Here is a 24,111-nt window from a genome sequence, read left to right as displayed (position 1 = left end):
TCGAGTGGATGCTGTCGCTGCGCTATCTCAGGGCGCGCCGCAAGGAAGGCTTCATCTCGGTCATCGCCGGGTTCTCGTTTCTGGGGATCATGCTGGGCGTGGCGACGCTCATCATTGTCATGGCGGTGATGAACGGATTCCGCACCGAGCTTCTGTCGAAAATCCTCGGTCTCAACGGCCACATGCTGGTGCAGCCGGTCGACGGCCCTCTGACCGACTATGACGCGGTCGCCAAGCGTATTGCCGGCGTGCCGGGGGTGACGCTGGCGGTGCCGCTGGTGGAAGGACAGGCGCTCGCCTCTTCGGCCTTCAATGCCGGCGGCGTGCTGGTGCGCGGCCTCTCGGAGGCCAGCCTGCGGGCGCTCCCGGCCATTGGCGTGAATATCCGGGCGGGCACGCTGGAGGGCTTCGACGAGGGCTCCGGGATCGCCATCGGCAAGCGCCTCGCCGACCAGCTCTCATTGCAGGCGGGTGACAACCTCACCCTTGTCGCCCCGCGCGGGGCGGTGACGCCCATGGGCACGACGCCGCGCATCAAGGTCTACAAGATCGCCGCGGTGTTCGAGATCGGCATGTCGGAATATGACAGTGCCTTCGTGTTCATGCCGCTGGCGGAAAGCCAGGCCTATTTCAACAAGGATGGCGATGTGACCGCTATCGAGGTCTATGTCGACAATCCCGACGATGTGGAGCGTTACCGCCCGTTGGTGCAGGCGGCGGCGGAACGGCCGATCTACATCGTCGACTGGCGACAGCGAAACGCCACCTTCTTCAACGCGCTGCAGGTGGAGCGCAACGTGATGTTCCTGATCCTGACGCTGATCGTGGTCGTCGCCGCGTTCAACATCGTGTCGGGGCTCAACATGCTGGTGAAGGACAAAGGCCGCGATATCGGCATCCTGCGCACCATGGGGGCGACGCGCGGGGCGATTATGCGCATTTTCCTCGTCACTGGCGCCGCCATTGGCGTTGTGGGCACGCTGGCCGGTTTCCTGCTCGGGCTTCTTGTGTGCCTCAATGTCGAGGAAATTCGCCAGTTCATCTCGTGGCTCACCGCGACCGAGCTGTTCTCGCCGGAGCTCTATTACCTCAGCCGCCTGCCGGCTGAGATGAACGCCGGCGAAACCGCGACGGTTGTTCTAATGGCGCTCGTGCTGTCCCTTCTCGCTCCGCTCTACCCGTCCTGGCGCGCCGCGCGCCTGGATCCGGTGGAAGCGCTGCGCTACGAATAGGAGGGCGAGCAATGTCGACCACTCCACCGCGCGCCGCTCTCCACCTCGAAGGGGTCGAGCGCCGCTATGTCCAGGGCGAGGGCACGCTGGAAATCCTGCGCGGCGCCGACTTCACCGTGCTGGAGGGCCAGTCGGTGGCCCTCGTCGCGCCGTCCGGCACCGGCAAGTCGACGCTGCTGCACATTGCCGGCCTGCTGGAGAATCAGGACGCCGGCGAGGTCTTCATCGGCGGCACCGCGACGGCCGGGCTTCCCGATGCCGAGCGCACGCGCATCCGCCGCACCGGCGTCGGCTTCGTCTACCAGTTCCACCATCTGCTGCCCGAGTTCTCGGCGCAGGAAAACGTCATGCTGCCGCAGATGATCCGTGGCCTTTCGCGCCGCGAGGCGGCGTCGCGGGCGAAGGAACTGCTGAGCTATCTCGGCCTCGCCAAGCGGCTGGAGCACCGGCCCGGCGAACTCTCCGGCGGCGAGCAGCAGCGCGTCGCCATCGCCCGCGCCGTCGCCAACGCCCCGCGCGTGCTGCTGGCCGATGAGCCGACCGGCAATCTCGACCCGCACACCGCCGACCACGTTTTCCATGCGCTGTCGCAGCTGGTGGAGGCCACCGGGCTGGCGGCTGTCATCGCCACCCATAATCTCGAACTCGCCTCCCGCATGCACCGCCGCGTGACGCTGCGGGAGGGGAAGGTCGTCGAGCTGGCCTGAGAGGCGGCCTGACGCCGAATCGGCGCGGTGGGTTCGTGGCTGTTTTGATTTCGTCAACCATGAACTGGAACGAAAGAAGAACATGGATTGATTGCGGGGATAATGGGCGTCATGTTCTCTCTATGTTCCATGGAGGTCGACATGATCCGCGTTCTAGTCCAGGAAACCGCTGCGCTCGCGTCCATCGCTCTTTTCGTCGCCATGATCGGCCTGTGGGCCGGCGTCATCACCGGGGTGTGAGCTTAGGCGCGGGTCTCAACCTTGGGGCCGAAGGTCAAGCCTTCAGCCTGAGGCATGAAGGTCCCCGACCTTCAGCCTGAGGACAGCGGGGAGGAAGACCCCGCGAGGGTGGACGCCGCCCGGATGGGCGCCCACCATGCAGGGCTTCGAGTCGCGGGAGGATCAGGGATGGCGCAGGCTGATGTCGGGTTCGTGCATCTTCATGTCCATTCCTCCTTCTCGCTGCTGGAGGGCGCGCTTGGCATCGGCAAGCTGGCCGATCTCGCCAAGAAGGACCGCCAGCCGGCCATCGCGCTGACCGACACCGGCAATCTGTTCGGCGCGCTGGAATTCTCCGAGAAGATGGCCGGCGCCGGCATCCAGCCGATTCTGGGGTGCGCGGTGGCGGTGGATTTCCCCGGCCCAGCCCCGCGCGGCCCCGCCAGCCTGGAGCGCCCGCGCATCGTTCTTCTCGCCGCCAGCGAGGAAGGCTGGAAGAACCTGATGGCGCTTGTCTCGCGCTCCTTTCTCGAAACCGCGACGGACGGCGCCCCCCATATCAAGGCCGACTGGCTGGACGACCACACGGACGGCCTGATCGCCCTCACCGGCGGCCCCAACGGCCCCATCGACCGTGCGTTCGCGGCCGGCAGCGCCGACCACGCCGAGCAGCGGCTCGCCGTGCTGCAGGGGCTGTTCGGCGACCGGCTCTATGTGGAAATCCAACGCCATGGCGTCGCCGAGGAGCGCCGCGTCGAGCCAGCACTGATCGAACTGGCCTACCGGCTCGACCTGCCCCTGGTGGCCAGCAACGAGCCCTTCTTCGCCGCCCAGGACGATTATGAGGCGCATGATGCCCTCATCTGCATCGCCGAGGGCCGGCTGGTGGCGGAGGCCGATCGCCGGCAACTCACGCCCGATCACCGTTTCCGCACCCGCGCCGAGATGGCGGCACTGTTTGCCGATCTGCCCGAGGCGCTCGCCAATACGGTCGAGATTGCCCGGCGTTGCGCGTACCGGCCTCGCACGGTCAAGCCGATCCTGCCGCGCTTCACCCTCGATCGCGACGAGGCGGAGGAACTGCGCCTGCAGGCGGAGGAGGGGCTGCGCAACCGTCTGGCGGTCCATGGCGCCACGCCCGGCTTGAGCGAGAAGGACTATGAAGACCGGCTAGCCTTCGAGCTCAGCATCATCGAGAAGATGAAGTTCCCCGGCTATTTTCTCATCGTGGCCGACTTCATCAAATGGGCGAAGGCGCAGGGCATTCCCGTGGGGCCGGGCCGTGGCTCGGGCGCGGGTTCGCTCGTTGCCTATTCGCTGACCATCACCGATCTCGACCCGCTGCGCTTCGGCCTGCTGTTCGAGCGCTTCCTGAACCCCGAGCGCGTGTCGATGCCGGATTTCGACATCGACTTCTGCCAGGAGCGGCGCGACGAGGTGATCCGCTATGTGCAGCAGCGCTATGGGCGTGACCAGGTGGCGCAGATCATCACCTTCGGTACGCTGCAGGCGCGCGGCGTGCTGCGCGATGTCGGCCGCGTGCTGGAAATGCCCTATGGCCAGGTCGACAAGCTGTGCAAGCTGGTGCCGCAGAACCCGGCCAACCCGGTCACGCTGAAGCAGGCGATCAACGACGAGCCCAAGCTGCAGGGCGAGAGCGACGCCAACCCGGTGGTGAAGCGCGCCTTCGACATTGCAACCCGGCTGGAAGGGCTCAACCGCCACGCCTCCACCCACGCCGCCGGCATCGTCATCGGCGACCGGCCACTATCCCAGCTGGTGCCGCTCTACCGAGACCCGCGCTCGGACATGCCCGTCACCCAGTACAATATGAAATGGGTCGAGCAGGCAGGGCTGGTGAAGTTCGACTTCCTCGGCCTGAAGACGCTCACCGTATTGCAGACCGCCGTGCGCCTCGTCGCACAGCGCGGCATCACGCTCGACCTGTCGACCATCCCGCTGGACGACAAGAAGACCTACGAGATGCTGACCCGCGGTGAGACGGTCGGCGTGTTCCAGGTGGAAAGCGCCGGCATGCGGCGTGCGCTGGTCGACATGAAGCCGGACCGGCTGGAGGACATCATCGCCCTCGTCGCCCTGTATCGTCCGGGCCCGATGGCGAATATTCCGGTCTATTGCGCGGTCAAGAACGGGCAGGAGAAGGCCGCCTATGCCCATCCCGCGCTGGAGGCCAGCCTGAAGGAAACCTACGGCGTCATCATCTACCAGGAACAGGTGATGCAGATCGCGCAGACCCTGTCGGGCTATTCGCTCGGCGAGGCCGACATGCTGCGGCGCGCCATGGGCAAGAAAATCCGCGCCGAGATGGACCAGCAGCGCGCCCGCTTCGTCGATGGCGCGGTGGAGCGCGGGGTACCGAAGGCCAAGGCCTCTGAGATTTTCGACCTGCTCGCCAAATTCGCCGATTACGGCTTCAACAAGAGCCACGCGGCGGCCTATGCGCTGGTGTCGTACCAGACCGCCTACATGAAGGCGAACTACGCCACCGAGTTCATGGCCGCCTCCATGACGCTCGACATGGGCAACACCGACAAGCTGGCGGAATTCCGCCAGGAATCGCAACGCCTCGGCATTGAGGTGGTGGCGCCCTCGGTGAACCTTTCCGGGCGCGAATTCTCGGTGAAGGATGGGCGCATCCTCTACGCGCTTGCCGCCATCAAGGGCGTTGGCGGCCACTCGGTCGACGCCATTGTGGAAGCGCGCGGCGGGAGGCCCTTTGCCAGCCTTGCCGATTTCGCCTCGCGCATCAACGCCAAGGCGCTGAACAAGCGGACGATGGAGAGCCTCGTCAGCGCCGGCGCCTTCGACACGGTGGAGAAGAACCGTGCGCGGGCCCAGGTGGCCGTCGATTCCATTCTCGCCCATGCCGCCTCTGTTGGGGCCGAAGTGGCTTCGGGGCAGGGCAACATGTTCGGTGGGCCGTCAGTGGAGGCGGAACTGCCGATTCCCAATGCCGCCCCCTGGCTGCCGGCCGAGAAGCTCCAGCGCGAATATGATGCCATCGGCTTCTTTCTGACCGGGCATCCGCTCGATGATTACGGCAAGGCGCTTGACCGTCTGCGGGTGCAGCGCTGGACCGACTTCACCCGCTCGGTACGGGCCGGCTCCATGGCCGGGCGCCTTGCCGCTACGGTGGTGAGCCGGCAGGAGCGGCGCACCAAGAGCGGCAACAAGATGGGCATTGTCGGCCTGTCGGACCCGTCCGGCCAGTTTGAGGCGGTGCTCTTCTCGGAGGCCCTGGCGCAGTATCGCGAATTGCTGGAGCCGGGAAAGGCGCTGCTTCTTCAGGTCTCGGCGGAACTGCAGGGCGAGGAGGTGCGGGCGCGCATCCAGACGGTCGAGCCGCTCGACGAGGCGGCCTCGAAGACACAGAAGGGCATGCGGGTCTTCCTGCGCTCGGCCGAGCCGCTGGACAGCGTGGCGGCGCGCCTCGGCTCGCTCGGCGGCGGGCGCGGCGATGGCGAGGTGTCTCTGGTGCTGCTGCTGGGCGAGCGTGGTGATACCGAGGTCGAGGTGAAACTGCCCGGCCGCTTCAGCCTGTCGCCGCAGATCGCCGGCGCGCTGAAGGCCGTTCCCGGTGTCGAAATGGTCGAGATGGCGTAGCGCACGGCCCCAGGTCCGCCGACCGCCGACAGAAGGGCGGACGGCGCACAGCCCTTCCGCCGGTGCCGGCCGCCCGCCACGTTCGCGGCCATCGACGTCCGCAATGGGGGCTGCACGCGGCAGATGACGCATGCTCGCACGACCGATTAAACTCCAGGCTTTATCCGGGCACTATTCAACCGAAGACGCGATCAACTCCACGTTGAAAGAAAGAGCGACAGGTATTTCTGGGAGACGCCATGTCTGTCTCTTTGTTTCCGAATTATTTCTGTATGGTTTCGTGATGCCTCCGGTGTCGTTTTTGCTTGATATTTTTGGGGCGAACACCCTTTTTGCCGCCGATGATTCAGCGGGGGCGTTAAGGTCGGTGGTAGTCGAGGGTTCGGAAAAGCGGCGGGCAATTCTTATTTTGGGCATGCACCGGAGCGGCACGTCGGCACTGACGCGGACGGTCAATCTGCTCGGGGCCGCCACGCCACAGACGTTGATGGGCGCCACGTCTGGAAACCTTCGCGGCCACTGGGAATCGAAGCCGATCGTCGATCTGAACGACGAGATTCTCGCGGCCTGCGGCCACAGATGGTATTCGCGCCGACCGATCGCGGTGTCGCCGAGCGAGGTGGTGCGGGCCAACGGCATGTGGCAGCGGCTGCGCGACACGCTGGAAAGCGAGTTTGACGGCGCGTCCACGGTGGTGCTGAAGGACCCGCGCATCAGCCGCCTGGTTCCGCTCTATCGGGAAGCGCTGGCAGAGGCCGGCTATGGGGTCGAGGCCCTGCTCACCCTGCGCAATCCGCTGGAGGTTGCCCAGTCGCTGGCGCGCCGCGACGACATGGAGCCCCGCCGGGCGCTCGGCGTCTGGATGCGCTACACGCTGGACGCGGAACGTGGGACCCGCGGCCTTCCCCGGGCATTGGTGGTCTATGAAGACCTGCTTGCCGACTGGCGGGGCACGACAGACCGTATGAAGCAGCAGCTGGGCGGCCATTGGCCTGAAATGACACCAGAGGTCGCGGCAACGATCGACGAATTTTTAACACCGACCCTGCGCCATCACACCATCGAGGTGCCCAAGTCCGGCCTCGGTCGAACGGCAATCGCCGGCCTGCTCTATCGCGATTTCGCCCGTCGCCTCGTCGAGCGGCCCTCCGCCACGCCGGGCCTTCTCGCCGTGGCCCTGGCCGAATGCAGCCTGCGCGCCGGCCGCGCCTCCAGTGGCCGGGTGCCGGCGCCGGCGTAGACGTGTCTCGCAGACGTGTCTCGCACACGTGCCACGCAGACTTGCCACATGGACCGCACTCCCCTATAAGCCGCGCCATTCCGCACGCGGACTCGCGGCCGGAAGCCCATTGTCACGACGTGATTACGGGCTCCAGCGCCGCTCCGGTGCCGTAAGCCGAATCCCTCGGCACGGCCATGTCCGCGGAGGCTCAACCGGACGAGAGACGACAATGGCACTCCCTGACTACACCATGCGCCAGCTCCTGGAAGCTGGCGTGCATTTCGGGCATCAGTCCCACCGCTGGAACCCGAAGATGGCACCGTTCATCTTCGGCACCCGCAACAACATCCACATTCTCGACCTGGCCCAGACCGTGCCGGCGCTGCACCGCGCCCTGCAGGCCGTGTCCGACACCGTGGCCCGTGGCGGCCGCGTGCTGTTCGTCGGCACCAAGCGCCAGGCGGCCGATGCCGTGGCGGATGCCGCCAAGCGTTCTGCCCAGTACTATGTAAACTCCCGCTGGCTCGGCGGCATGCTGACCAACTGGAAGACCATTTCCCACTCCATCGCGCGCCTGAAGAAGCTTGAAGAGCTGCTCGCGGCCGGCGAGGGCGTCGGCTACACCAAGAAGGAGCGCCTGACGCTCCAGCGCGAGCGGGAAAAGCTTGATCGCGCTCTCGGTGGCATTCGCGACATGGGCGGCATCCCCGACCTGCTGTTCGTCATCGACACCAACAAGGAAGACCTCGCGGTCGCCGAGGCCCGCCGCCTTGGCATCCCGGTCGCGGCGATCCTCGACACCAACTGCGATCCGGACGGCATCGCCTTCCCGGTTCCCGGCAATGACGACGCCGGCCGCGCCATCAACCTCTATTGCGACCTCGTCGCCCGCGCCGCCATTGACGGCATCGGCCGCTCGCATGGCGATCTCGGCATCGACGTCGGCGCTTCCGAGGCCCCGATGGTCGAGGAACTGCCGGCTGAGTCGACCTGGACCAGCCTCGAAGCGCTTTCGGGCCCGCGCGGCATCGCCGACGACCTGAAGAAGCTGACCGGCGTGTCGCCCGCGATCGAGAAGCAGCTGACTGATTTGGGCATCTTCCATTTCTGGCAGATCGCCGCGCTCAACGCCGATGACGCTCACCGTCTCGGCGAAGAAGTCGGCCTGCCGGGCCGTGTCGATGGCTGGGTGGCACAAGCCAAGGAGCTGACCGCCGAGGTCGAGTGACCCCGGCGTCCGCTTCGCAACGGCGTCACATTCCGGCGCCAAGCATTGTATCGCACGGCCGGCCCGGATTTCGTCCGGCCGGCCGTGTTGTCGATTGACACAGAGATCGTTGAGGAACGGAACATGGCCAACATCACCGCGGGCATGGTGAAGGAACTGCGCGAGAAGACCGGCGCGGGCATGATGGACTGCAAGGCCGCGCTGATCGAAGTGGACGGCGACATCGAGGCCGCCATCGACTGGCTGCGCAAGAAGGGCCTCGCCAAGGCGGCTAAGAAGGCCGGGCGCGTCGCCGCCGAGGGTCTGATCGGCCTCGCCGTGTCGGGCACCACGGGCGTCGTCGTCGAAGTGAATTCGGAGACCGACTTCGTTGCGCGCAACGAGCAGTTCCAGCAGCTGGTGCGCGACATCTCCACCGTGGCGCTGGGCGCCGAGGACGATGTCGAGGCGCTGAAGGCCTCTGCCTACCCGGCCGGTGCCACTGTCGCCGACGCCATCAACACCGCAGTCGCCACCATTGGCGAGCACATGAACCTGCGCCGTTCCAAGAAGCTTTCCGTCTCGGCGGGCGTCATCGGCTCGTACGTCCATGGCTCGGTCGGCGAAGGCCTCGGCAAGATCGGCGTGCTGGTCGCGCTCGAGTCGGAAGGCAAGGCGGATGAGCTCGCCGCGCTCGGTCGCCAGATCGCGATGCATGTCGCGGCGGCCAACCCGCAGGCGCTCGACTCCGCCGCCATCGCCGAGGACGTGATCGCGCGCGAAAAGGGCGTGCTCGCGGAGAAGGCCAAGGCCTCCGGCAAGCCCGACAACGTCGTCGAGAAGATCGTCGAGAGCGGCCTCAAGACCTTCTTCAAGGAAGTCACGCTCGTCGAGCAGGCTTTCATCCACGACCCTTCCAAGACCGTCGCCCAGGCGGTGAAGGAAAGCGAAGGCAAGGTCGGCGCGCCGATCAAGCTCGTCGGCTTCGTCCGCTTCGGCCTTGGCGAGGGTGTCGAGAAGCAGGAGAGCGACTTCGCCGCCGAAGTCGCCGCTGCCGCCGGCGTCTGAGTCGGATTGCGTTGATAAGTCACGCCGGGCCGCCCACGGGCAGCCCGGCGTGTTTTACTGTGCGCGGCGTCGCGAGTCGCGCCAAGTCAGAGGTGCCCCATGTCGATCCCTGAGCCGCACGGCGCCATTTACGGGCGTGTCCTGGTCAAGGTCTCCGGCGAGGCGCTGATGGGTAACGAGGCGTTCGGCCTGCACTGGCCGACCATCGAGAACATCGCCCAGGATCTCGTCGAAGCACGGGCCACCGGGGCTGAGATTGCCGTCGTGGTGGGCGGCGGCAACATCCTGCGCGGCGCCAGCGTGGCGGGGCAGGGGCTCGACCGCGCCACCGCCGACCATATGGGTATGCTGGCGACAGTGATGAACGCGCTGGCACTGGAGAAGGCGGTTGAGAAGGCCGGTGTTCCCGCCCGCACCCTTTCCGCCATTCCCATGCCGACCATCTGCGAGCCCTATGCCCGCCAAACCGCATCGCGCCATCTGGGGCGCGGGCGTATCGTGCTGCTGGCCGGCGGCACCGGAAACCCCTATTTCACCACCGACACCGGCGCCGTCCTGCGCGCCGCCGAGCTGGAATGCGACGCGGTGATGAAGGCGACCAATGTCGATGGCGTCTACACCGCCGACCCCAAGCGAGACCCGTCGGCGCGCCGCTATGAGCGCCTTACCCATGACGAGGCGCTGGCGAAGGACCTCAAGGTGATGGATGCTGCCGCCTTCGCGCTGGCACGGGAGGCCAAGCTGCCGATCGTCGTGTTCTCGATCCGCGAGCCGGGGGCGATCGCCGCCGCCATCCGTGGCGAGGGGCGCGCCACGACGGTGGCGCCCTAGCACGCCCAAGCCGCGTCGCGGTGACGGCGTAAGGCTTGCCATGGGCGCCGTTAGGTTGGATAAGCCGCCAACCGGCGCCTGTCGGCCTCGTGCCGGCTGATGAATGAATGAGGTTCGTGATGAGCACTGGTCCGATCGACATCGCCGATATCAAGCGTCGCATGCAGGGCGCGATCTCCGTTCTCAGGACCGAGCTTTCCGGCCTGCGTACCGGCCGCGCCTCGGCCAGCCTGCTTGAGCCGATCCAGGTGAATGCCTATGGCAGCAACATGCCGCTCAACCAGGTCGCGTCGGTGAACGTGCCGGAGCCGCGCCTGCTGTCGGTGCAGGTGTGGGACCGCGGCATGGTGGCGGCGGTCGAAAAGGCCATCCGCGATTCCAATCTGGGCCTCAATCCGCAGACCGAGGGCCAGGTCCTGCGCGTGCGTATTCCCGAGCTGACGCAGGATCGTCGCCTGGAACTGGTCAAGGTGGCGCACAAATATTCCGAGGCCGCGCGCGTTTCCGTGCGCCATGTGCGCCGCGACGGGCTCGACATCATCAAGAAGGCGGAAAAAGACGGCGAGATGAGTTCCGACGACCTCGACCGGCTCGCCGAGCAGGTCCAGAAGGCAACCGACCAGTCCATCGCCGACATCGACCAGGTCGTTGCCGCGAAGGAAAAGGAAATCCTCGCGGTCTAGTCGGCGGGCGCCAGGGGGGCTCCGTGAACATTGCAAGGCGCGGCGAGGCCTCAGGTGCCGCCATCGAGACCGTCGGGGGCGAGGCCACTTCGCCTTGCCCGGTGCCGCGCCACGTGGCCATCATCATGGATGGCAATGGCCGCTGGGCGAAAAGCCAGGGCCTGCCGCGCTTCGAGGGGCACCGGCGTGGCGCGGAGGCGGTGCGCCGTATCGTCGCCGACGCCAAGGAGCTCGGCATCGAGGCGCTGACCCTCTACAGCTTCTCCAGCGAAAACTGGTCGCGTCCGGAGCGGGAGATCGGCGAGCTCATGGGGCTGCTCAAGCGCTTCATCCGCTCCGACCTCAAGGAACTCCACGCCAAGAATGTGCGCCTGCGCATCATCGGCGAAGGCCATCCCACCGACAGCGAAGTCCAGGCGCTGTTCGACGAGGCGCAAACGCTCACCCGCGACAATACCGGGGTGCGGCTGACCGTGGCGTTCAATTACGGCTCGCGCGGCGAGATCGCCCGCGCGGCGCAGGCGTTGGCGCGGCAGGTGGCGGCGGGCGAGCTGCGTGCCGAGGACATTACCGCCGAGCGCTTTGCCGAGGCGCTCGACACGGCGGGGCTGCCGCCGCTCGACCTGATGATCCGCACCAGTGGCGAGCAGCGCCTGTCGAATTTCCTGCTGTGGCAGGCGGCCTATGCCGAGCTGGTGTTCCTGCCGGTGTTCTGGCCGGACTTCAACCGGAGCTGGCTTGAGCGGGCGCTTGGCGAGTATCGCCAGCGCGAACGCCGCTTTGGCGGCGTCGACGCCGCCGGGGAAAGCTGAGCCGTTGCGAATTGGAGAGGATTTCCTGCCCCGCCTGGGCTCGGCACTGGTGCTCGGGCCTTTCGTCGTGCTGGTGGCGGTCGTCGGCGGCTGGGCCTTCAGTGTTCTCGTCACTCTCGCTGCGGTAATTCTCTTGTGGGAATGGCTGCGGATGATCGGCGCCAAACCGCGCACGCCGCTGCTGGTCATTGGCGGGACGGCGCTGGTCGGCGCGATTCTGCTGCTTGCCATCCGCCCGCCTCCGGCTGCTATCGGCATGGTGGTCCTGGGGGCAATCATGGCGGCGCTCGTCGCCCGCTCCAATCGGGAGCGAAGGACCTGGGCGCCCTTCGGCGTGCTTTATGCCGGCGCGCTAGCGCTCCCCACCCTGATCCTGCGCGACGATAGCTCCTTCGGGCTGGTGAGCCTGGTCTGGCTGCTGGCGGTGGTCTGGTCGACGGACATCGCCGCTTATTTCTGCGGTCGCCTGATCGGCGGCCCCAAACTCTGGCCGCGCGTCAGCCCCAACAAAACGTGGGCCGGCTCGCTCGGCGGGGCGTTCTTCGGCATGCTCGCGGGGATGGCGACGCTGTATCTGGCCGGTGTCGAAACCGCCTTGCTGGCGGCGCCGGTGGCGCTGCTGGCCAGTTTTGCCAGCCAGGGTGGCGACCTGTTCGAATCGGGGATGAAGCGGCATTTCGGGGTGAAGGATTCCAGCCAGCTGATTCCCGGCCACGGGGGGCTGATGGACCGTCTCGACGGTTTCATTACGGCGGCGGCGTTGGCGCTGCTGATCGGGCTTATCCGGGACCCCGACGCGCCGGCGCGCGGGTTTCTGCTGTGGTGACCCGCCCAGGTACGACATCGGCCGTTGCGCCGTGCGGGGGCGGCGCAATTTCGGGTGTCGTGCCGTATTTTGCTCACCTTCGCCTTAAACGCTCCTTATGCAACAAGCGGCGCGCCCGTCGGCGTGCGTGTCTGGGAAATCGCTGATGGAATTTCTTGCCTCGATGGGCGGCAATGCGAGCTGGCTGCTCGGCTATGTCGTGCCGTTTCTGTTCGTGCTGACGATCGTGGTGTTCTTCCACGAGCTCGGTCATTTCTGGGTGGCGCGGCGGGCCGGGGTGAAGGTGGTGGCGTTCTCGGTCGGCTTTGGCCCCGAGATTGTCGGCTTCAATGACCGGCACGGCACGCGCTGGAAGATTTCGGCGATTCCCCTGGGCGGCTACGTCAAGTTCCTCGGCGATGAGAATGCGGCCAGTGCCCCGGACCGTGGCGCGATCTCCCAAATGAGCGAGAGCGACCGCCGCGACAGCTTCTTCCACAAATCGGTCGGCGCCCGCGCCGCGATCGTCGCGGCCGGGCCGATCGCCAATTTCATCCTGGCGATCGTCATTTTCGCCGGGCTGTTCATGACCGTGGGCCGGCAGGTGACGACGCCGCAGGTCGACGCGGTGCAGGCCGGCAGCGCCGCCGAGCGCGCCGGCTTCCAGCCCAGCGACGTGATCCTGGCGATCAACGGCGATCCCATCGATTCGTTTGGCGACATGCAGCGCATCGTCAGCGCCAATGCCGGCGAACCTCTCGCCATCGACGTCGAGCGTGGCGGGCAGCGGGTGACCCTCGAGGCCACACCGGACCTGCGCGAAGTGACCGACACCTTCGGCAATGTGCATCGCATCGGCGTGCTCGGCATCTCCCGCGATACCGGGGGAGGGCAGGTTCGCACCGAACGATTCGGCCCCATCGAGGCCGTGACCCAGGCGACGACTGAAGTGTGGTTCATCGTCGACCGCACGTTCAGCTATCTCGGCGGCGTGGTGACGGGGCGCGAGCGGGCCGACCAACTCGGGGGCCCCATCCGCATCGCCCAGGTCTCCGGGCAGGTCGCGACCTTCGGAATCGCGGCCCTGCTGCAGCTTGCCGCTGTTCTGTCGGTGTCGATCGGACTTCTTAACCTCTTTCCGGTACCGCTTCTGGATGGCGGCCACCTGCTTTTCTATGGCATCGAGGCGCTGCGCGGACGACCGCTCAGCGAACGGGCCCAGGAAGTGGGCTTCCGCATAGGTCTGGCGCTTGTGCTTATGCTGATGCTCTTTGCGACGTGGAACGATATTCTCAATATATCAAAATCTTGAGCTCGATTCGGGACGGCGTTGCCGAGGCGCCACGCCGTCCGGAAAAGGCACTGAAAGCAGCACGTCCGGTTTGCAGGCTCTGGAAAAGTCTGTATCAAACGGAGTGCAGGGTGAGGAGTGTCGCCGGGTGCGCGCCTAAGGGTGTGCAGTCGGACGTCTCCCAGAACAACGGTAAGGTTGCGCACCAAATGGCTCGTTCCCGGTTCGTGAGTAGATTGGCCTCGGTTGTCGGCTTCGCCGTTATGGTTGCGGTCGGCAGTGTTTCCGGTGCCGTCATGGCGCCCGGGGTGGCCATGGCTCAGTCGGCGAATTCAATTGTCGTCGAGGGGAATCAGCGCGTCGATGCCGATACCATCCGCTCGTATTTCCAGACCACTCCCGGCCAGTCGCTGACGCCTTCCAAGATCGACGAGGCGCTGAAGTCGCTCTATGCCACGGGTCTTTTCTCCGACGTCACGATCAGTAACCGCGGTGGTCGCATGGTCGTTTCGGTCGTTGAGAATCAGGTGATCAACCGCGTTGCCTTCGAGGGCAACAAGAAGGTCAAGGACGACCAGCTGGCGCTGGAAGTTCAGTCCAAGCCCCGCAGCCCGCTCTCCCGGACCACGGTGCAGGCGGACACGCAGCGCATCATCGACGTCTATCACCGCGCCGGTCGCTACGACGTGCGCGTCGAGCCGAAGGTCATCGAGCGCGGCCAGGGTCGGGTCGATCTGGTGTTCGAGATCAATGAGGGCGACAAGCTGGGCGTGGCCGAGATCAAGTTCGTCGGCAACAAGGCCTATTCCGAATACAAGCTGAAGGAAGAGGTCACGACCACGGAGACCAATTGGCTCTCCTGGCTGAAGAACACCGACATTTATGACGTCGACCGCATCAACACCGACCAGGAGCTGCTGCGCCGCTTCTACCTGAAGCACGGCTATGCCGATTTCCGCATCATCTCGGTGACGGCCGATCTCGACCGTGAGCGCGACGGCTTCGTCCTGACCTATGTGCTTGACGAAGGCCCGCAGTACCGGGTCGGCACGGTCGATGTCGTCACCGGCATCAAGGATGTCAGCATCAACGATCTGCGCGCCGCTTTGCGCGTCGCGCCCGGCCAGGTCTACAATGCCGAGCTGGTCGAGAAGTCGGTCGAGAACGCGACCATCGAAGTCTCGAAGTCGGGCTATGCCTTCGCTCAGGTCCGCCCGCGTGGCGACCGCAATGTCGAGACCCGCACCATCTCGCTGGTCTTCGCCGTCGAGGAAGGCCCGCGCGTCTATGTCGAGCGCATCGAGATCCGCGGCAATGTCCGTACCCGCGACTGGGTTATCCGTCGCGAGTTCGATTTCGCCGAGGGCGATGCCTATAATCGGGTGATGGTGGACCGGGCCGAGCGTCGCCTGCGCAATCTCGGCTACTTCAAGGACGTCAAGATCACGAACGAGCCGGGCACAGCGCCGGACCGCATCATCCTCGTGGTGACCGTCGAGGATCAGCCCACCGGCGAGTTCTCGGTTTCGGGCGGCTATTCGACCTCGGACGGCTTCATCGGCGAAGTGGCGATATCGGAGAAGAACTTCCTCGGTCGCGGCCAGTATGTCCGCCTCGCCGGTCAGCTCGGCGAGAACGTTCAGGGCGCCGATTTCAGCTTCACCGAACCCTACTTCCTTGATTACCGCATTGCCGCCGGGTTCGACCTGTTCTGGAAGACGACCACCGCGAACAGCTACAGCCAGTACGACACGGAGACGATGGGCGGCACGCTGCGCATCGCCCTGCCGTTGACCGACGAACTGACGCTGGGCCTGCGCTACATGCTGTCGCAGAAGGAAATCTCAGTCAGCATCGAGGACGAGGTCTTTAACGACGTCTCGTGGGCGCTGTTGGAAATCAACAACGAGTCGATCATCACCTCGGCGGTCGGCTACACCCTGTCCTACAACATGCTCGACGATAACCGGAACCCGTCGAACGGGTACCTGCTTGAGCTGAAGCAGGACTTTGCCGGCCTGGGCGGCGACACCACCTATATTCGTTCGACTTTCGATGCCCGCTTCTACACCCCGATCGTCGGCGATTTCGTGCTGCTGCTGCGCGGCCAGGTCGGCAACGTGACTGGGTGGGGTGACGAGGACCTGCGTATCACCGACAATTTCTTCAAGGGTCCCGACCTCGTTCGCGGCTTCGCCCCGAACGGCATCGGCCCGCGCGATCTGGCTTCCGGCTATTATGGCCAGGACATGGATGCGCTCGGTGGTACGATGTACTGGGGCACGTCGGCGGAAATCCAGTTCCCGCTCTCCTTCCTGCCCAAGGATTTCGGCCTGAAGGCGGCGGTGTTCGCGGATGCCGGTTCGCTCTGGGACTACCAGGGCAACACCACCTTCGCGAACATTCCGAACTGGGAAGACAATCTCGTGGATTGCAGCACGCTCGCGGGCTCATCCACCAAGGGCAACGCGAATGTCTGCGTCGCCGACAGCGACAGCATCCGCTCCTCGGTCGGTGTCAGCTTGATCTGGCAGTCGCCCTTCGGTCCGCTCCGCTTCGACTATGCCTGGGCGCTGACCAAGGAGTGGTATGACGAGGTGCAGCAGTTCCGCTTCAGCGGCGGCACCCGTTTCTGATAAGCTTCAGCCCATCGTACAGCACGGCGGTCCGGTCATCCGGGCCGCTTGTGCGTTTGGGAACCGGCACGGCAGTCGACAGGCGGCAATGAGCGATCCCTTCTTCCATTCCGCGCCGGTGCCGCTGACGCTGGCCGAGATCGCCGCACTTCTCGGGGCGCAGATTGGCTACGCTTCCGGGGACGCTTCCGCCGGCGCGCCGGCGGTGCGGATTTCCGGCGTGGCCTCGCTCGAAGAGGCCGGCCCCGGCGATATCGCATTCATGGACGGCGCCCGCCATGTGCCGGCGTTGCGCGAGACCCGGGCCGGCGCCTGCCTCGTCACCGAGCGCTTCGCCGACCATGTGCCGGAAGGCACGGTGGCGCTGCGCGTGGCGAAGCCGCACGCGGCCTTCGTCGCCGTCACCCGCCACCTCTATGCCGCCAGCCTGCGGCCGGGCTCGATGTTCGGCCATTTCGGCATAGCCGCCGGTGCGGTGGTGCACCCGCAGGCGCGGATCGAGGCGGAGGTGACGGTGGATCCCGGCGCCGTGATCGGCACTGGGGCGGAAATCGGCAGCGGGACGGTGATCGCCGCCGGGGCCGTGATCGGGCCGGGGGTCCGCATAGGGCGGAACTGCTCCATCGGCGCCGGGGCGACCCTGCAGCACGCGCTGCTCGGCGACCGGGTCATCGTCCATCCCGGCGCGCGGATCGGCCAGGACGGTTTCGGCTATGTCGGCAGCGCCAGCGGCCACGCCAAGATTCCGCAGATCGCCCGGGTGATCCTGCAGGACGACGTGGAGATCGGCGCCTCGACGACGATCGACCGGGGTGGGCTGCGCGACACGGTGATCGGCGAGGGCAGCAAGATCGACAATCTGGTGCAGATCGCGCACAACGTGGTCATCGGGCGCCACTGCATCATCGTCTCCCAGACCGGCATTGCCGGCAGCGCGACTCTGGGTGATTTCGTGATGCTGGGCGGGCAGGTCGGTGTCATCGGCCATGTCCGCATCGGCGACGGGGCACGCATCGCCGCGACCAGCAATGTGAAGGACGACGTGCCGCCGGGCGCCGAATGGGGCGGTTCGCCGGCCAAGCCGATGCGCGACTGGTTCCGCGAGGTGATGGCGGTCCAGCGGCTGGGGCGTGGCGAGGGGTCGAGTTCTGCCCGGCGCGGCGCCGCCGGCGAACAACAGGGGCAGTAGGGATGGACGTGCAGTCGCAAGCCGAAGTTGAAACCACGGCGCTGGGTGTTGCCGATATTCAGCGTATCCTGGCGACGCTGCCGCACCGCTACCCGTTCCTGATGGTCGACCGGATCGTCGGCATCGAGGGCGACAAGAAGGCGATCGGCATCAAGAACGTCTCGGCGAACGAGCCGCATTTCCAGGGCCATTTCCCGGACAACCCGGTCATGCCGGGCGTTCTCATCCTTGAGGGCATGGCGCAGACCGCCGGCACCATCTGCCTGCTGAACCGCCCCGAGGACGGCGCACCCTCGCTGGTCTATTTCATGACCATCGACAAGGCCAAGTTCCGCAAGCCGGTTTTGCCGGGCGACGTGCTTGAGTATCACATGACGCAGATGAGCAAGCGGCGGAACATGTGGTGGTTCCGCGGCGAGGCCAAGGTCGGCGGGCAAATCGTCGCCGAGGCGGAAGTGGGCGCCATGATCGCCCGCGGAGAGCGTAAATGAACGAGACCGAGGCGAAGGTTGACCCGCTGGCGCGTGTCGAGGCGGGCGCCGTTCTTGGCGCCGGTGTCGAGATCGGCCCGTTCTGCACGGTGGGTCCGAATGTGGTGCTCGGGGCCGGCGTGAAGCTGATCTCGCATGTCGCGATCAGCGGGCACACATCCATCGGCGAGGGATCGACGATCTATCCCTTCGCCTCGCTCGGCTTCGCGCCGCAGTCGCTCAGCTACAAAGGCGAACCGACACGGTTGGTGATCGGTAGCAATTGCTCGATCCGCGAGCATGTGACGATGAACACCGGCACGGCAGGCGGGCATCAGGAGACGCTCGTCGGCGATAATTGCCTGTTCATGGTGAACAGCCATGTGGCACATGACTGTATCGTCGGCAACAATGTGATCTTCGCCAATAACGCGACCTTGGCCGGTCATGTGAGCGTGGGAAACAACGTCTTCCTCGGTGGCATGGCGGCGATCCATCAGTTCGTCCGCATCGGCGATTACTCCATTGTCGGCGGCCTCTGCGGGCTGCAGCATGATCTCATCCCGTTCGGCGCCATGATCTATGGCCGCAGCGGGCTCGGCGGGCTGAACATCATCGGCATGAAGCGTCGTGGCCTCAGCCGGCCGCAGATTCACGCGCTGCGCGCGGCCTATCGCGAGCTGTTCTATTCCGGGGGGACACTGGGCGAGCGCTCCGCGCGGGTAGCCGAGCGCTATACCGACGACGCCAATGTGATGCATGTCGTCGATTTCGTGCGCAACGGCGGCAAGCGCCGCCTCACCGTGCCTGACGACACGGCCGACCATGTCGCCGAACCCGACGCCGCCTGAAGCGCGGTCCTTGCAGGGGGAGGGCGATCCCATGGACGCGCCGCTGGCGATCATCTGCGGCGGCGGGACTTTTCCTCTCGCCGTGGCCGCAGGCGCCCGCAAGGCCGGGCGCAAAGTGGTGCTGTTTCCAGTGCGCGGCTTTGCCGACGTTGATTTTACCGCCTGGCCGCATGTGTGGATTTCGCTCGGCCGCTTCGGCTTCCTGAAGAGCGAGCTGCGCCGCAGGGGCTGCCGCGACATCGTCTTCATCGGCAATGTGCTGCGCCCGCGCATCCGTGATCTCCGCCTCGACTGGACGACGCTGAAGCTGTTGCCACGCGCCTTTGCGACGCTGCGCGGCGGCGACGACTATCTGCTCACGGGTCTTGGCCGGCTTATGGAGGAATCGGGCTTCCGCCTGGTCGGCGCGCATGAAGTGGCGCCGGAAATTCTCATGCCCGCCGGCCAGCTCGGTGCCGTGGCGCCGGACGCCGGCGCGCGCGAGGACATCGCCCGCGGGCGTGAGGCGCTGGCGGTGATGGGGCCGCTCGACATTGGGCAGGGGCTGGTGGTGATGAACCGCCATGTCGTCGCGGTCGAGGCGGCCGAAGGCACCGATCTCATGCTGGGGCGGGTTGCGGAATTGCGGGTCAATGGGCGTATCAAGATGCCGGCGCGCTGCGGCGTTCTGGTCAAGCGGCCCAAGGCGGGACAGGATCTGCGGCTGGATCTGCCCTCTTTCGGCAGTCGGACGGTTGAAGGTGCGGTGCGGGCCGGCCTGGCGGGCATCGCTTTGGAGGCTGGCGGCGTCATCATGGCCGACAGCGCGGCGCTGATCCGGCTCGCCGATCAGGCGGGACTGTTCATCCACGGCTTCGAACGCGAGGGGACACAAGGCTCATGAGCGGGACGGCTCCGCTCGACGTGTTCATCGTCGCCGGCGAGGAATCGGGCGATGTGCTCGCCGCCGGGCTGATGGCGGAACTGACGGCGCTGCATGCCGGGCCGGTGCGGTGTCGCGGCGTCGGCGGTGCCCGCATGCAGGCGCAGGGGCTGGTGCCGCTCTTTCCCATGGACGACATCACCGCCATGGGCTTCGCGCAGGTGATCTCCGGCCTGCCGCGCATCCTGCGGCGCATGGGCGAGACGGCGCAGGCCATCGTTGCCCAGCCGCCGGACGTGCTGGTGATGGTTGACGCGCCCGATTTCACCCATCGCGTGGCCCGCAAGGTGCGGGCGCGGCTGCCCGGGCTGCCGATCGTGAAGTATGTCGCGCCCACGGTGTGGGTCTGGCGTCCCGGGCGTGCCCGGGCGATGGCGCCGGACTTCGACCGCGTTTTGGCGCTGCTGCCGTTCGAGCCGGAGGCGATGCACGCGCTGGGCGGGCCGCCGACCACCTATGTCGGGCATCCACTGCTGGGCGAACTGGCCACGCTTAGGCCGAATTCCGACGAGGCCCGCCGCCGCGTCGCCGCGCCTCCGGTGCTGCTGGTGCTGCCGGGCAGCCGGCGGGCGGAGCTGGTGCGGCTTGGCGCGACGTTTGGTGAGGTGTTAGCGCGGCTCAAGGCGGAAGGGCCGGGGTTCGAGCCGGTGTTGCCGACCCTGCCGGGCCGCCGGGCGCAGGTCGAGGAGATGGTGGCGTCCTGGCCGGTCAAGCCACGCATTCTGGTGGAAGACGACGAGAAGCGTGCCGCCTTTCGTGTGGCGCGGGCGGCGCTGGCCGCGTCCGGCACGGTGACGCTGGAACTGGCGCTGGCGGGTGTCCCGACGGTGGCGGCCTACAGAGTGCCGTGGCTTGAAGGCCGGATTGTGCCCTATTTCATCCGGGTGAAGACGGCGATCCTGCCCAATCTCATTCTCGATGCGCCGGCCATGCCGGAATATCTCCAATGGCACATCGACCCGCCGGCCATGGCGGCGCAGCTCGCACGGCTGATCGCGGGCGGGGCGGAGCGGGAGGCGCAGCTTACCGCCTTCGCGCTGCTCGACGCGGTGATGGGCGAGGGCGCCGAACCGCCGAGCCGGCGCGCGGCAAGGGCGGTGCTGGAGACTCTGGCGGTCCGGCGCAGCGTGGCCTGACGCGCGCGGCGCGGCACGCCCGACAAAAAAATCCCCGCCGTCCGGTCCGGAGGGCGGGGATTTCTGTCTCTGGCGGTGTTCCGCGCGGCCTTACTTGCGGCGGGCGATGGGGACGTAATCGCGCTGGGTGGCGCCGGTATAGAGCTGACGCGGCCGGCCGATGCGCTGGCTCGGGTCCTCGATCATCTCCTTCCACTGGCCGATCCAGCCCACGGTGCGGGCGAGCGCGAACAGGACGGTGAACATGGAGGTGGGGAAGCCGAGGGCGCGCAGGGTGATGCCGGAATAGAAGTCGATATTGGGGTAGAGCTTGCGCTCGACGAAATACTCGTCCTGCAGAGCGATGCGCTCCAGCTCGACCGCGATGTCGAGCAGCGGATCGTCCTTGATGCCGAGCTCGCCGAGCACTTCATGGCAGGTGCGCTGCATGATCTTGGCGCGCGGGTCGTAGTTCTTGTAGACCCGGTGGCCGAAGCCCATCAGCCGGAACGGGTCGTTCTTGTCCTTGGCGCGGTTGATGAATTCGGGAATACGGTCGACCGAGCCGATCTCGCCGAGCATCTTCAGCGCCGCCTCGTTGGCGCCGCCATGGGCGGGGCCCCACAGGCAGGCAATGCCGGCGGCGATGCAGGCGAACGGGTTGGCGCCCGAGGAGCCGGCGAGCCGTACCGTCGAGGTCGACGCGTTCTGCTCGTGGTCGGCGTGCAGGATGAAGATGCGATCGATGGCGCGCGAGAGGATCGGGTTGACCTTGTACTCCTCGCAGGGCACCGAGAAGCACATGCGCAGGAAGTTCGAGGCGTAGTCGAGATCGTTCTTCGGGTACACGAAGGGCTGGCCGATCGAATATTTATAGGCCATCGCCGCCAGGGTCGGGATCTTCGCGATCATGCGGATCGAGGCGATCATGCGCTGCTGCGGATCCGAGATATCGGTGCTGTCGTGGTAGAAGGCCGACAGCGCGCCGACCGAAGCCACCAGAACCGACATGGGGTGTGCGTCGCGACGGAAGCCGTGGAAGAAGCGGCTCATCTGCTCATGCACCATCGTGTGGCGCGTGACGCGGTAGTCAAAATCGGCCTTCTGGGCGGCGGTTGGCAGTTCCCCGTACAGCAGCAGGTAGCAGGTTTCGAGGAAGTCGCTCTCGGCCAGCTGCTCGATGGGGTAGCCGCGATAGAGAAGGACGCCCTCGTCGCCGTCGATATAGGTGATCTGGCTTTCGCAGGAGGCGGTGGAGGTGAAGCCGGGATCGTAGGTGAACATGCCGGTCTGGCCGTAGAGCTTGGCGATGTCGATGACATCCGGCCCTATTGTGCCATTCAGGATCGGAAGCTCCCAGCTTTCATCGCCAATGGTGAGCGTGGCGGAATTTGGCGCGTTGCTTTGGCTGGCGTCCATGCGGAGTCTCCCTGAACCTTGAGAACCGGATCTGAAACGGATCGCGTCTTTTTGCGGGGGCCGCGCCTGCCTTGCGGCAATGTGCAGCGGAGACGGGGGATGTCCCACGGCGGCCCATCACCAAAGTCGTAGCGGTTTCGATCCGCCCTCGCAAGCGCAGCGAAACCGCTGCCGCATTGCGGCGGGCCCCCGCGAAGATGCCTTTTCAGACGCGCTTGGCGACCCTGCGAGGGGGCCTTACGCCGGGTCAGTGGCGCCCGTCTGGTCGGCGATGCGGGCCAGCGATTCCTCCCGGCCGAGCACGGCAAGGACATCGAAAATGCCGGGCGATGTGGTCTTGCCGGTTACGGCAGCGCGCAGCGGCTGGGCGAGCATGCCGAGCTTCACCCCCTGCGCCTCCGCCACCGCCCGCACGGCCGCCTCGGTCTCGCTCGCGCTCCATTCCACTACATTCGCCAGCTGCGCGGCGGCCGCCGCCAGAAGACGGCGGGCCTCGTCGGTCAGCAGAGCCTGCGCCTTCTCTTCCAGCGGAAGCGGCCGCGTACGCCAGATATAGGCTGAACTTTCAATGAGTTCGAGCAGGGTCTTGGCCCGCTCCTTCAGTCCCGGCATGGCGGCGAGCAACTGGGCGCGGCGCTCCGGCGTCAGCGCGGCGGCAATCGCGGCACCTTCGGGAATATGCGGGAGAACAGCGTCGATGGCCTCGATCAGCTCGGCATCGGGGGTCGAGCGGATATACAGGCCGTTGATGTTTTCCAGCTTGGCGAAGTCGAAGCGCGCCGCCGAGCGGCCGACCCGGTCGAGGTCGAACAGGCTGATCATCTCCTGCGTCGAGAAAATCTCCTGGTCGCCATGGCTCCAGCCGAGGCGCACGAGGTAGTTGCGCAGCGCGGCGGGCAGGTAGCCCATGGCGCGATAGGCATCGACGCCGAGCGCGCCATGGCGCTTGGAGAGCTTCGCCCCGTCCGGTCCGTGGATCAGCGGGATGTGCGCCATCTTGGGCACCTCCCAGCCTAGCGCATGGTAGATCTGCGTCTGGCGCGCAGCATTTGTGAGGTGGTCGTCGCCCCGGATGATGTGGGTGACGTCCATGTCGTGGTCGTCGACCACCACCGAGAGCATGTAGGTGGGCGTGCCATCGGAGCGCAGCAGGACGAGGTCGTCGAGGTCCCTGTTGGGAATCACCACCCGGCCCTGCACGAGATCGTCGATGACGGTCTCGCCCTCGGTCGGCGCCTTCAGCCGGAACACCGGCTTGCGGTCGGCCGGCGCCTCCGCCGGGTCGCGGTCGCGCCAGCGCCCGTCATAGCGCGGCGGGCGACCCTCCTTGCGGGCGGTCTCGCGCATCTCCTCAAGCTCCGCCGCACTGGCGTAGCAGGGATAGGCGCGGCCGGCGGCGATCATCTTCTCCACCGCCTCGCGGTGCCGCTCGGCGCGGGCAAACTGATAGATAACCTCGCCGGACCAATCGATGCCGAGCCATTTCAGCCCGTCGATGATGGCGTCGATCGCCTCGGGGGTGGAGCGCTGGCGATCCGTGTCCTCGATGCGCAGCAGCATGGTTCCGCCCTTGGCACGAGCATAGAGCCAGTTGAACAGCGCGGTGCGGGCGCCGCCAATGTGCAGGAACCCGGTGGGCGAGGGGGCGAAGCGGGTAACGACGGTCTCGGACATATCTCTTCCGTCTGCGCCGGAGGGACGGCGTCGAAGCATGGCGGGCGGGGAGCGTGCGTGTACCATAGGTGTGCGACACGGGAAAAGCGGGGCTTCCGCCGCCTGTGGTCGCTCTCACGGTTGCATAGCAGGGC

At 66.3% G+C, this 24,111-nt stretch carries 19 protein-coding genes; 17 read left to right on the top strand and 2 right to left on the bottom strand.

Going from position 1 to position 24,111, the window contains the following annotated elements; translation table 11 throughout:
• The first annotated feature begins 8 nt into the window (after positions 1 to 8).
• The 17 genes from EV667_RS12315 (at position 9) to lpxB (ending at position 20,905) form a co-directional block, all read left to right on the top strand.
• Positions 9 to 1,232: a lipoprotein-releasing ABC transporter permease subunit gene (locus EV667_RS12315; protein WP_131836328.1), complete on the top strand. Its 1,224-nt coding sequence runs from the start codon at positions 9 to 11 to the stop codon at positions 1,230 to 1,232.
• A gap of 11 nt (positions 1,233 to 1,243) precedes the next feature.
• Positions 1,244 to 1,939 (top strand): ABC transporter ATP-binding protein, encoded by a 696-nt coding sequence (locus tag EV667_RS12310; RefSeq protein WP_131835633.1) that lies wholly within the window; start codon positions 1,244 to 1,246, stop codon positions 1,937 to 1,939.
• Positions 1,940 to 2,347: 408 nt separating this feature from the next.
• Entirely contained in the window at positions 2,348 to 5,782 is a 3,435-nt protein-coding gene (gene dnaE, locus EV667_RS12305; protein WP_131835632.1) for a DNA polymerase III subunit alpha, read from the top strand.
• A 130-nt stretch (positions 5,783 to 5,912) separates the two neighbouring features.
• Complete coding sequence (locus tag EV667_RS12300; RefSeq protein ID WP_245516122.1) at positions 5,913 to 7,022, top strand: sulfotransferase family protein; 1,110 nt, start codon at positions 5,913 to 5,915, stop codon at positions 7,020 to 7,022.
• A gap of 211 nt (positions 7,023 to 7,233) precedes the next feature.
• Positions 7,234 to 8,232 (top strand): 30S ribosomal protein S2, encoded by a 999-nt coding sequence (locus EV667_RS12295; protein WP_131835631.1) that lies wholly within the window; start codon positions 7,234 to 7,236, stop codon positions 8,230 to 8,232.
• Between the two features lie 123 nt (positions 8,233 to 8,355).
• On the top strand, positions 8,356 to 9,279 hold the full coding sequence (gene tsf / locus EV667_RS12290) for a translation elongation factor Ts (RefSeq protein ID WP_131835630.1): 924 nt from the start codon (positions 8,356 to 8,358) through the stop codon (positions 9,277 to 9,279).
• A gap of 99 nt (positions 9,280 to 9,378) precedes the next feature.
• Positions 9,379 to 10,110 carry a UMP kinase gene (pyrH, locus tag EV667_RS12285; RefSeq protein ID WP_131835629.1) on the top strand — a complete coding sequence of 244 codons (732 nt, stop codon included), beginning with the start codon at positions 9,379 to 9,381 and terminating at the stop codon, positions 10,108 to 10,110.
• Positions 10,111 to 10,229: 119 nt separating this feature from the next.
• A complete protein-coding gene (gene frr, locus EV667_RS12280; RefSeq protein ID WP_131835628.1) occupies positions 10,230 to 10,793 on the top strand; it encodes a ribosome recycling factor in 564 nt (187 codons plus the stop codon).
• Between the two features lie 101 nt (positions 10,794 to 10,894).
• Positions 10,895 to 11,605, top strand: a complete 711-nt coding sequence (locus EV667_RS12275; RefSeq protein ID WP_425359036.1) for an isoprenyl transferase — start codon at positions 10,895 to 10,897, stop codon at positions 11,603 to 11,605.
• Positions 11,544 to 12,431, top strand: coding sequence for a phosphatidate cytidylyltransferase (locus EV667_RS12270; RefSeq protein ID WP_245516121.1), 888 nt, complete (start codon positions 11,544 to 11,546; stop codon positions 12,429 to 12,431). The genes EV667_RS12275 and EV667_RS12270 overlap by 62 nt, the downstream gene beginning before the upstream one ends.
• 145 nt (positions 12,432 to 12,576) lie before the next feature.
• Positions 12,577 to 13,722, top strand: a complete 1,146-nt coding sequence (gene rseP, locus EV667_RS12265) for an RIP metalloprotease RseP (protein ID WP_131835627.1) — start codon at positions 12,577 to 12,579, stop codon at positions 13,720 to 13,722.
• Positions 13,723 to 13,910: 188 nt separating this feature from the next.
• Positions 13,911 to 16,337 (top strand): outer membrane protein assembly factor BamA, encoded by a 2,427-nt coding sequence (bamA, locus tag EV667_RS12260; protein ID WP_131835626.1) that lies wholly within the window; start codon positions 13,911 to 13,913, stop codon positions 16,335 to 16,337.
• Between the two features lie 88 nt (positions 16,338 to 16,425).
• A complete protein-coding gene (gene lpxD, locus EV667_RS12255; RefSeq protein WP_131835625.1) occupies positions 16,426 to 17,526 on the top strand; it encodes a UDP-3-O-(3-hydroxymyristoyl)glucosamine N-acyltransferase in 1,101 nt (366 codons plus the stop codon).
• A gap of 2 nt (positions 17,527 to 17,528) precedes the next feature.
• Positions 17,529 to 18,017, top strand: a complete 489-nt coding sequence (fabZ, locus tag EV667_RS12250) for a 3-hydroxyacyl-ACP dehydratase FabZ (protein WP_131835624.1) — start codon at positions 17,529 to 17,531, stop codon at positions 18,015 to 18,017.
• A complete protein-coding gene (lpxA, locus tag EV667_RS12245) occupies positions 18,014 to 18,847 on the top strand; it encodes an acyl-ACP--UDP-N-acetylglucosamine O-acyltransferase (protein WP_131835623.1) in 834 nt (277 codons plus the stop codon). Before fabZ ends, lpxA begins: the two co-directional genes overlap by 4 nt.
• Positions 18,848 to 18,878: 31 nt before the next feature.
• The gene (locus tag EV667_RS12240) at positions 18,879 to 19,730 is read left to right on the top strand and encodes an LpxI family protein (protein ID WP_425359031.1); all 852 of its coding nucleotides are present in this window, start codon (positions 18,879 to 18,881) and stop codon (positions 19,728 to 19,730) included.
• On the top strand, positions 19,727 to 20,905 hold the full coding sequence (gene lpxB, locus EV667_RS12235; RefSeq protein ID WP_131835621.1) for a lipid-A-disaccharide synthase: 1,179 nt from the start codon (positions 19,727 to 19,729) through the stop codon (positions 20,903 to 20,905). The genes EV667_RS12240 and lpxB overlap by 4 nt, the downstream gene beginning before the upstream one ends.
• A 90-nt stretch (positions 20,906 to 20,995) precedes the next feature.
• On the opposite strand, the gene gltA is transcribed toward lpxB, so the two are convergent.
• Both gltA and gltX read right to left on the bottom strand, forming a co-directional pair.
• The gene (gene gltA / locus EV667_RS12230) at positions 20,996 to 22,303 is read right to left on the bottom strand and encodes a citrate synthase (protein ID WP_131835620.1); all 1,308 of its coding nucleotides are present in this window, start codon (positions 22,301 to 22,303) and stop codon (positions 20,996 to 20,998) included.
• A 237-nt stretch (positions 22,304 to 22,540) separates the two neighbouring features.
• Entirely contained in the window at positions 22,541 to 23,977 is a 1,437-nt protein-coding gene (gene gltX / locus EV667_RS12225; RefSeq protein WP_131835619.1) for a glutamate--tRNA ligase, read from the bottom strand.
• Positions 23,978 to 24,111 lie beyond the last annotated feature (134 nt).

This window comes from Ancylobacter aquaticus, from assembly GCF_004339465.1.
GTDB classification, from domain to species: domain Bacteria; phylum Pseudomonadota; class Alphaproteobacteria; order Rhizobiales; family Xanthobacteraceae; genus Ancylobacter; species Ancylobacter aquaticus.
This window is presented reverse-complemented; position numbering and strand designations above follow the sequence as displayed.

Excerpts from the sequence above, each read along its gene's own strand:
- bamA (WP_131835626.1), top strand. The coding sequence starts at position 13,911 with ATGGCTCGTTCCCGGTTCGTGAGTAGATTGGCCTCGGTTGTCGGCTTC.
- lpxA (WP_131835623.1), top strand. The coding sequence starts at position 18,014 with ATGAACGAGACCGAGGCGAAGGTTGACCCGCTGGCGCGTGTCGAGGCG.
- EV667_RS12240 (WP_425359031.1), top strand. The coding sequence starts at position 18,879 with ATGGACGCGCCGCTGGCGATCATCTGCGGCGGCGGGACTTTTCCTCTC.
- EV667_RS12300 (WP_245516122.1), top strand. The coding sequence starts at position 5,913 with ATGCTCGCACGACCGATTAAACTCCAGGCTTTATCCGGGCACTATTCA.
- lpxD (WP_131835625.1), top strand. The coding sequence starts at position 16,426 with ATGAGCGATCCCTTCTTCCATTCCGCGCCGGTGCCGCTGACGCTGGCC.
- lpxB (WP_131835621.1), top strand. The coding sequence starts at position 19,727 with ATGAGCGGGACGGCTCCGCTCGACGTGTTCATCGTCGCCGGCGAGGAA.
- gltA (WP_131835620.1), bottom strand. The coding sequence starts at position 22,303 with ATGGACGCCAGCCAAAGCAACGCGCCAAATTCCGCCACGCTCACCATT.
- EV667_RS12315 (WP_131836328.1), top strand. The coding sequence starts at position 9 with ATGCTGTCGCTGCGCTATCTCAGGGCGCGCCGCAAGGAAGGCTTCATC.
- EV667_RS12295 (WP_131835631.1), top strand. The coding sequence starts at position 7,234 with ATGGCACTCCCTGACTACACCATGCGCCAGCTCCTGGAAGCTGGCGTG.
- rseP (WP_131835627.1), top strand. The coding sequence starts at position 12,577 with ATGGAATTTCTTGCCTCGATGGGCGGCAATGCGAGCTGGCTGCTCGGC.
- frr (WP_131835628.1), top strand. The coding sequence starts at position 10,230 with ATGAGCACTGGTCCGATCGACATCGCCGATATCAAGCGTCGCATGCAG.
- tsf (WP_131835630.1), top strand. The coding sequence starts at position 8,356 with ATGGCCAACATCACCGCGGGCATGGTGAAGGAACTGCGCGAGAAGACC.
- EV667_RS12310 (WP_131835633.1), top strand. The coding sequence starts at position 1,244 with ATGTCGACCACTCCACCGCGCGCCGCTCTCCACCTCGAAGGGGTCGAG.
- dnaE (WP_131835632.1), top strand. The coding sequence starts at position 2,348 with ATGGCGCAGGCTGATGTCGGGTTCGTGCATCTTCATGTCCATTCCTCC.
- pyrH (WP_131835629.1), top strand. The coding sequence starts at position 9,379 with ATGTCGATCCCTGAGCCGCACGGCGCCATTTACGGGCGTGTCCTGGTC.
- fabZ (WP_131835624.1), top strand. The coding sequence starts at position 17,529 with ATGGACGTGCAGTCGCAAGCCGAAGTTGAAACCACGGCGCTGGGTGTT.
- gltX (WP_131835619.1), bottom strand. The coding sequence starts at position 23,977 with ATGTCCGAGACCGTCGTTACCCGCTTCGCCCCCTCGCCCACCGGGTTC.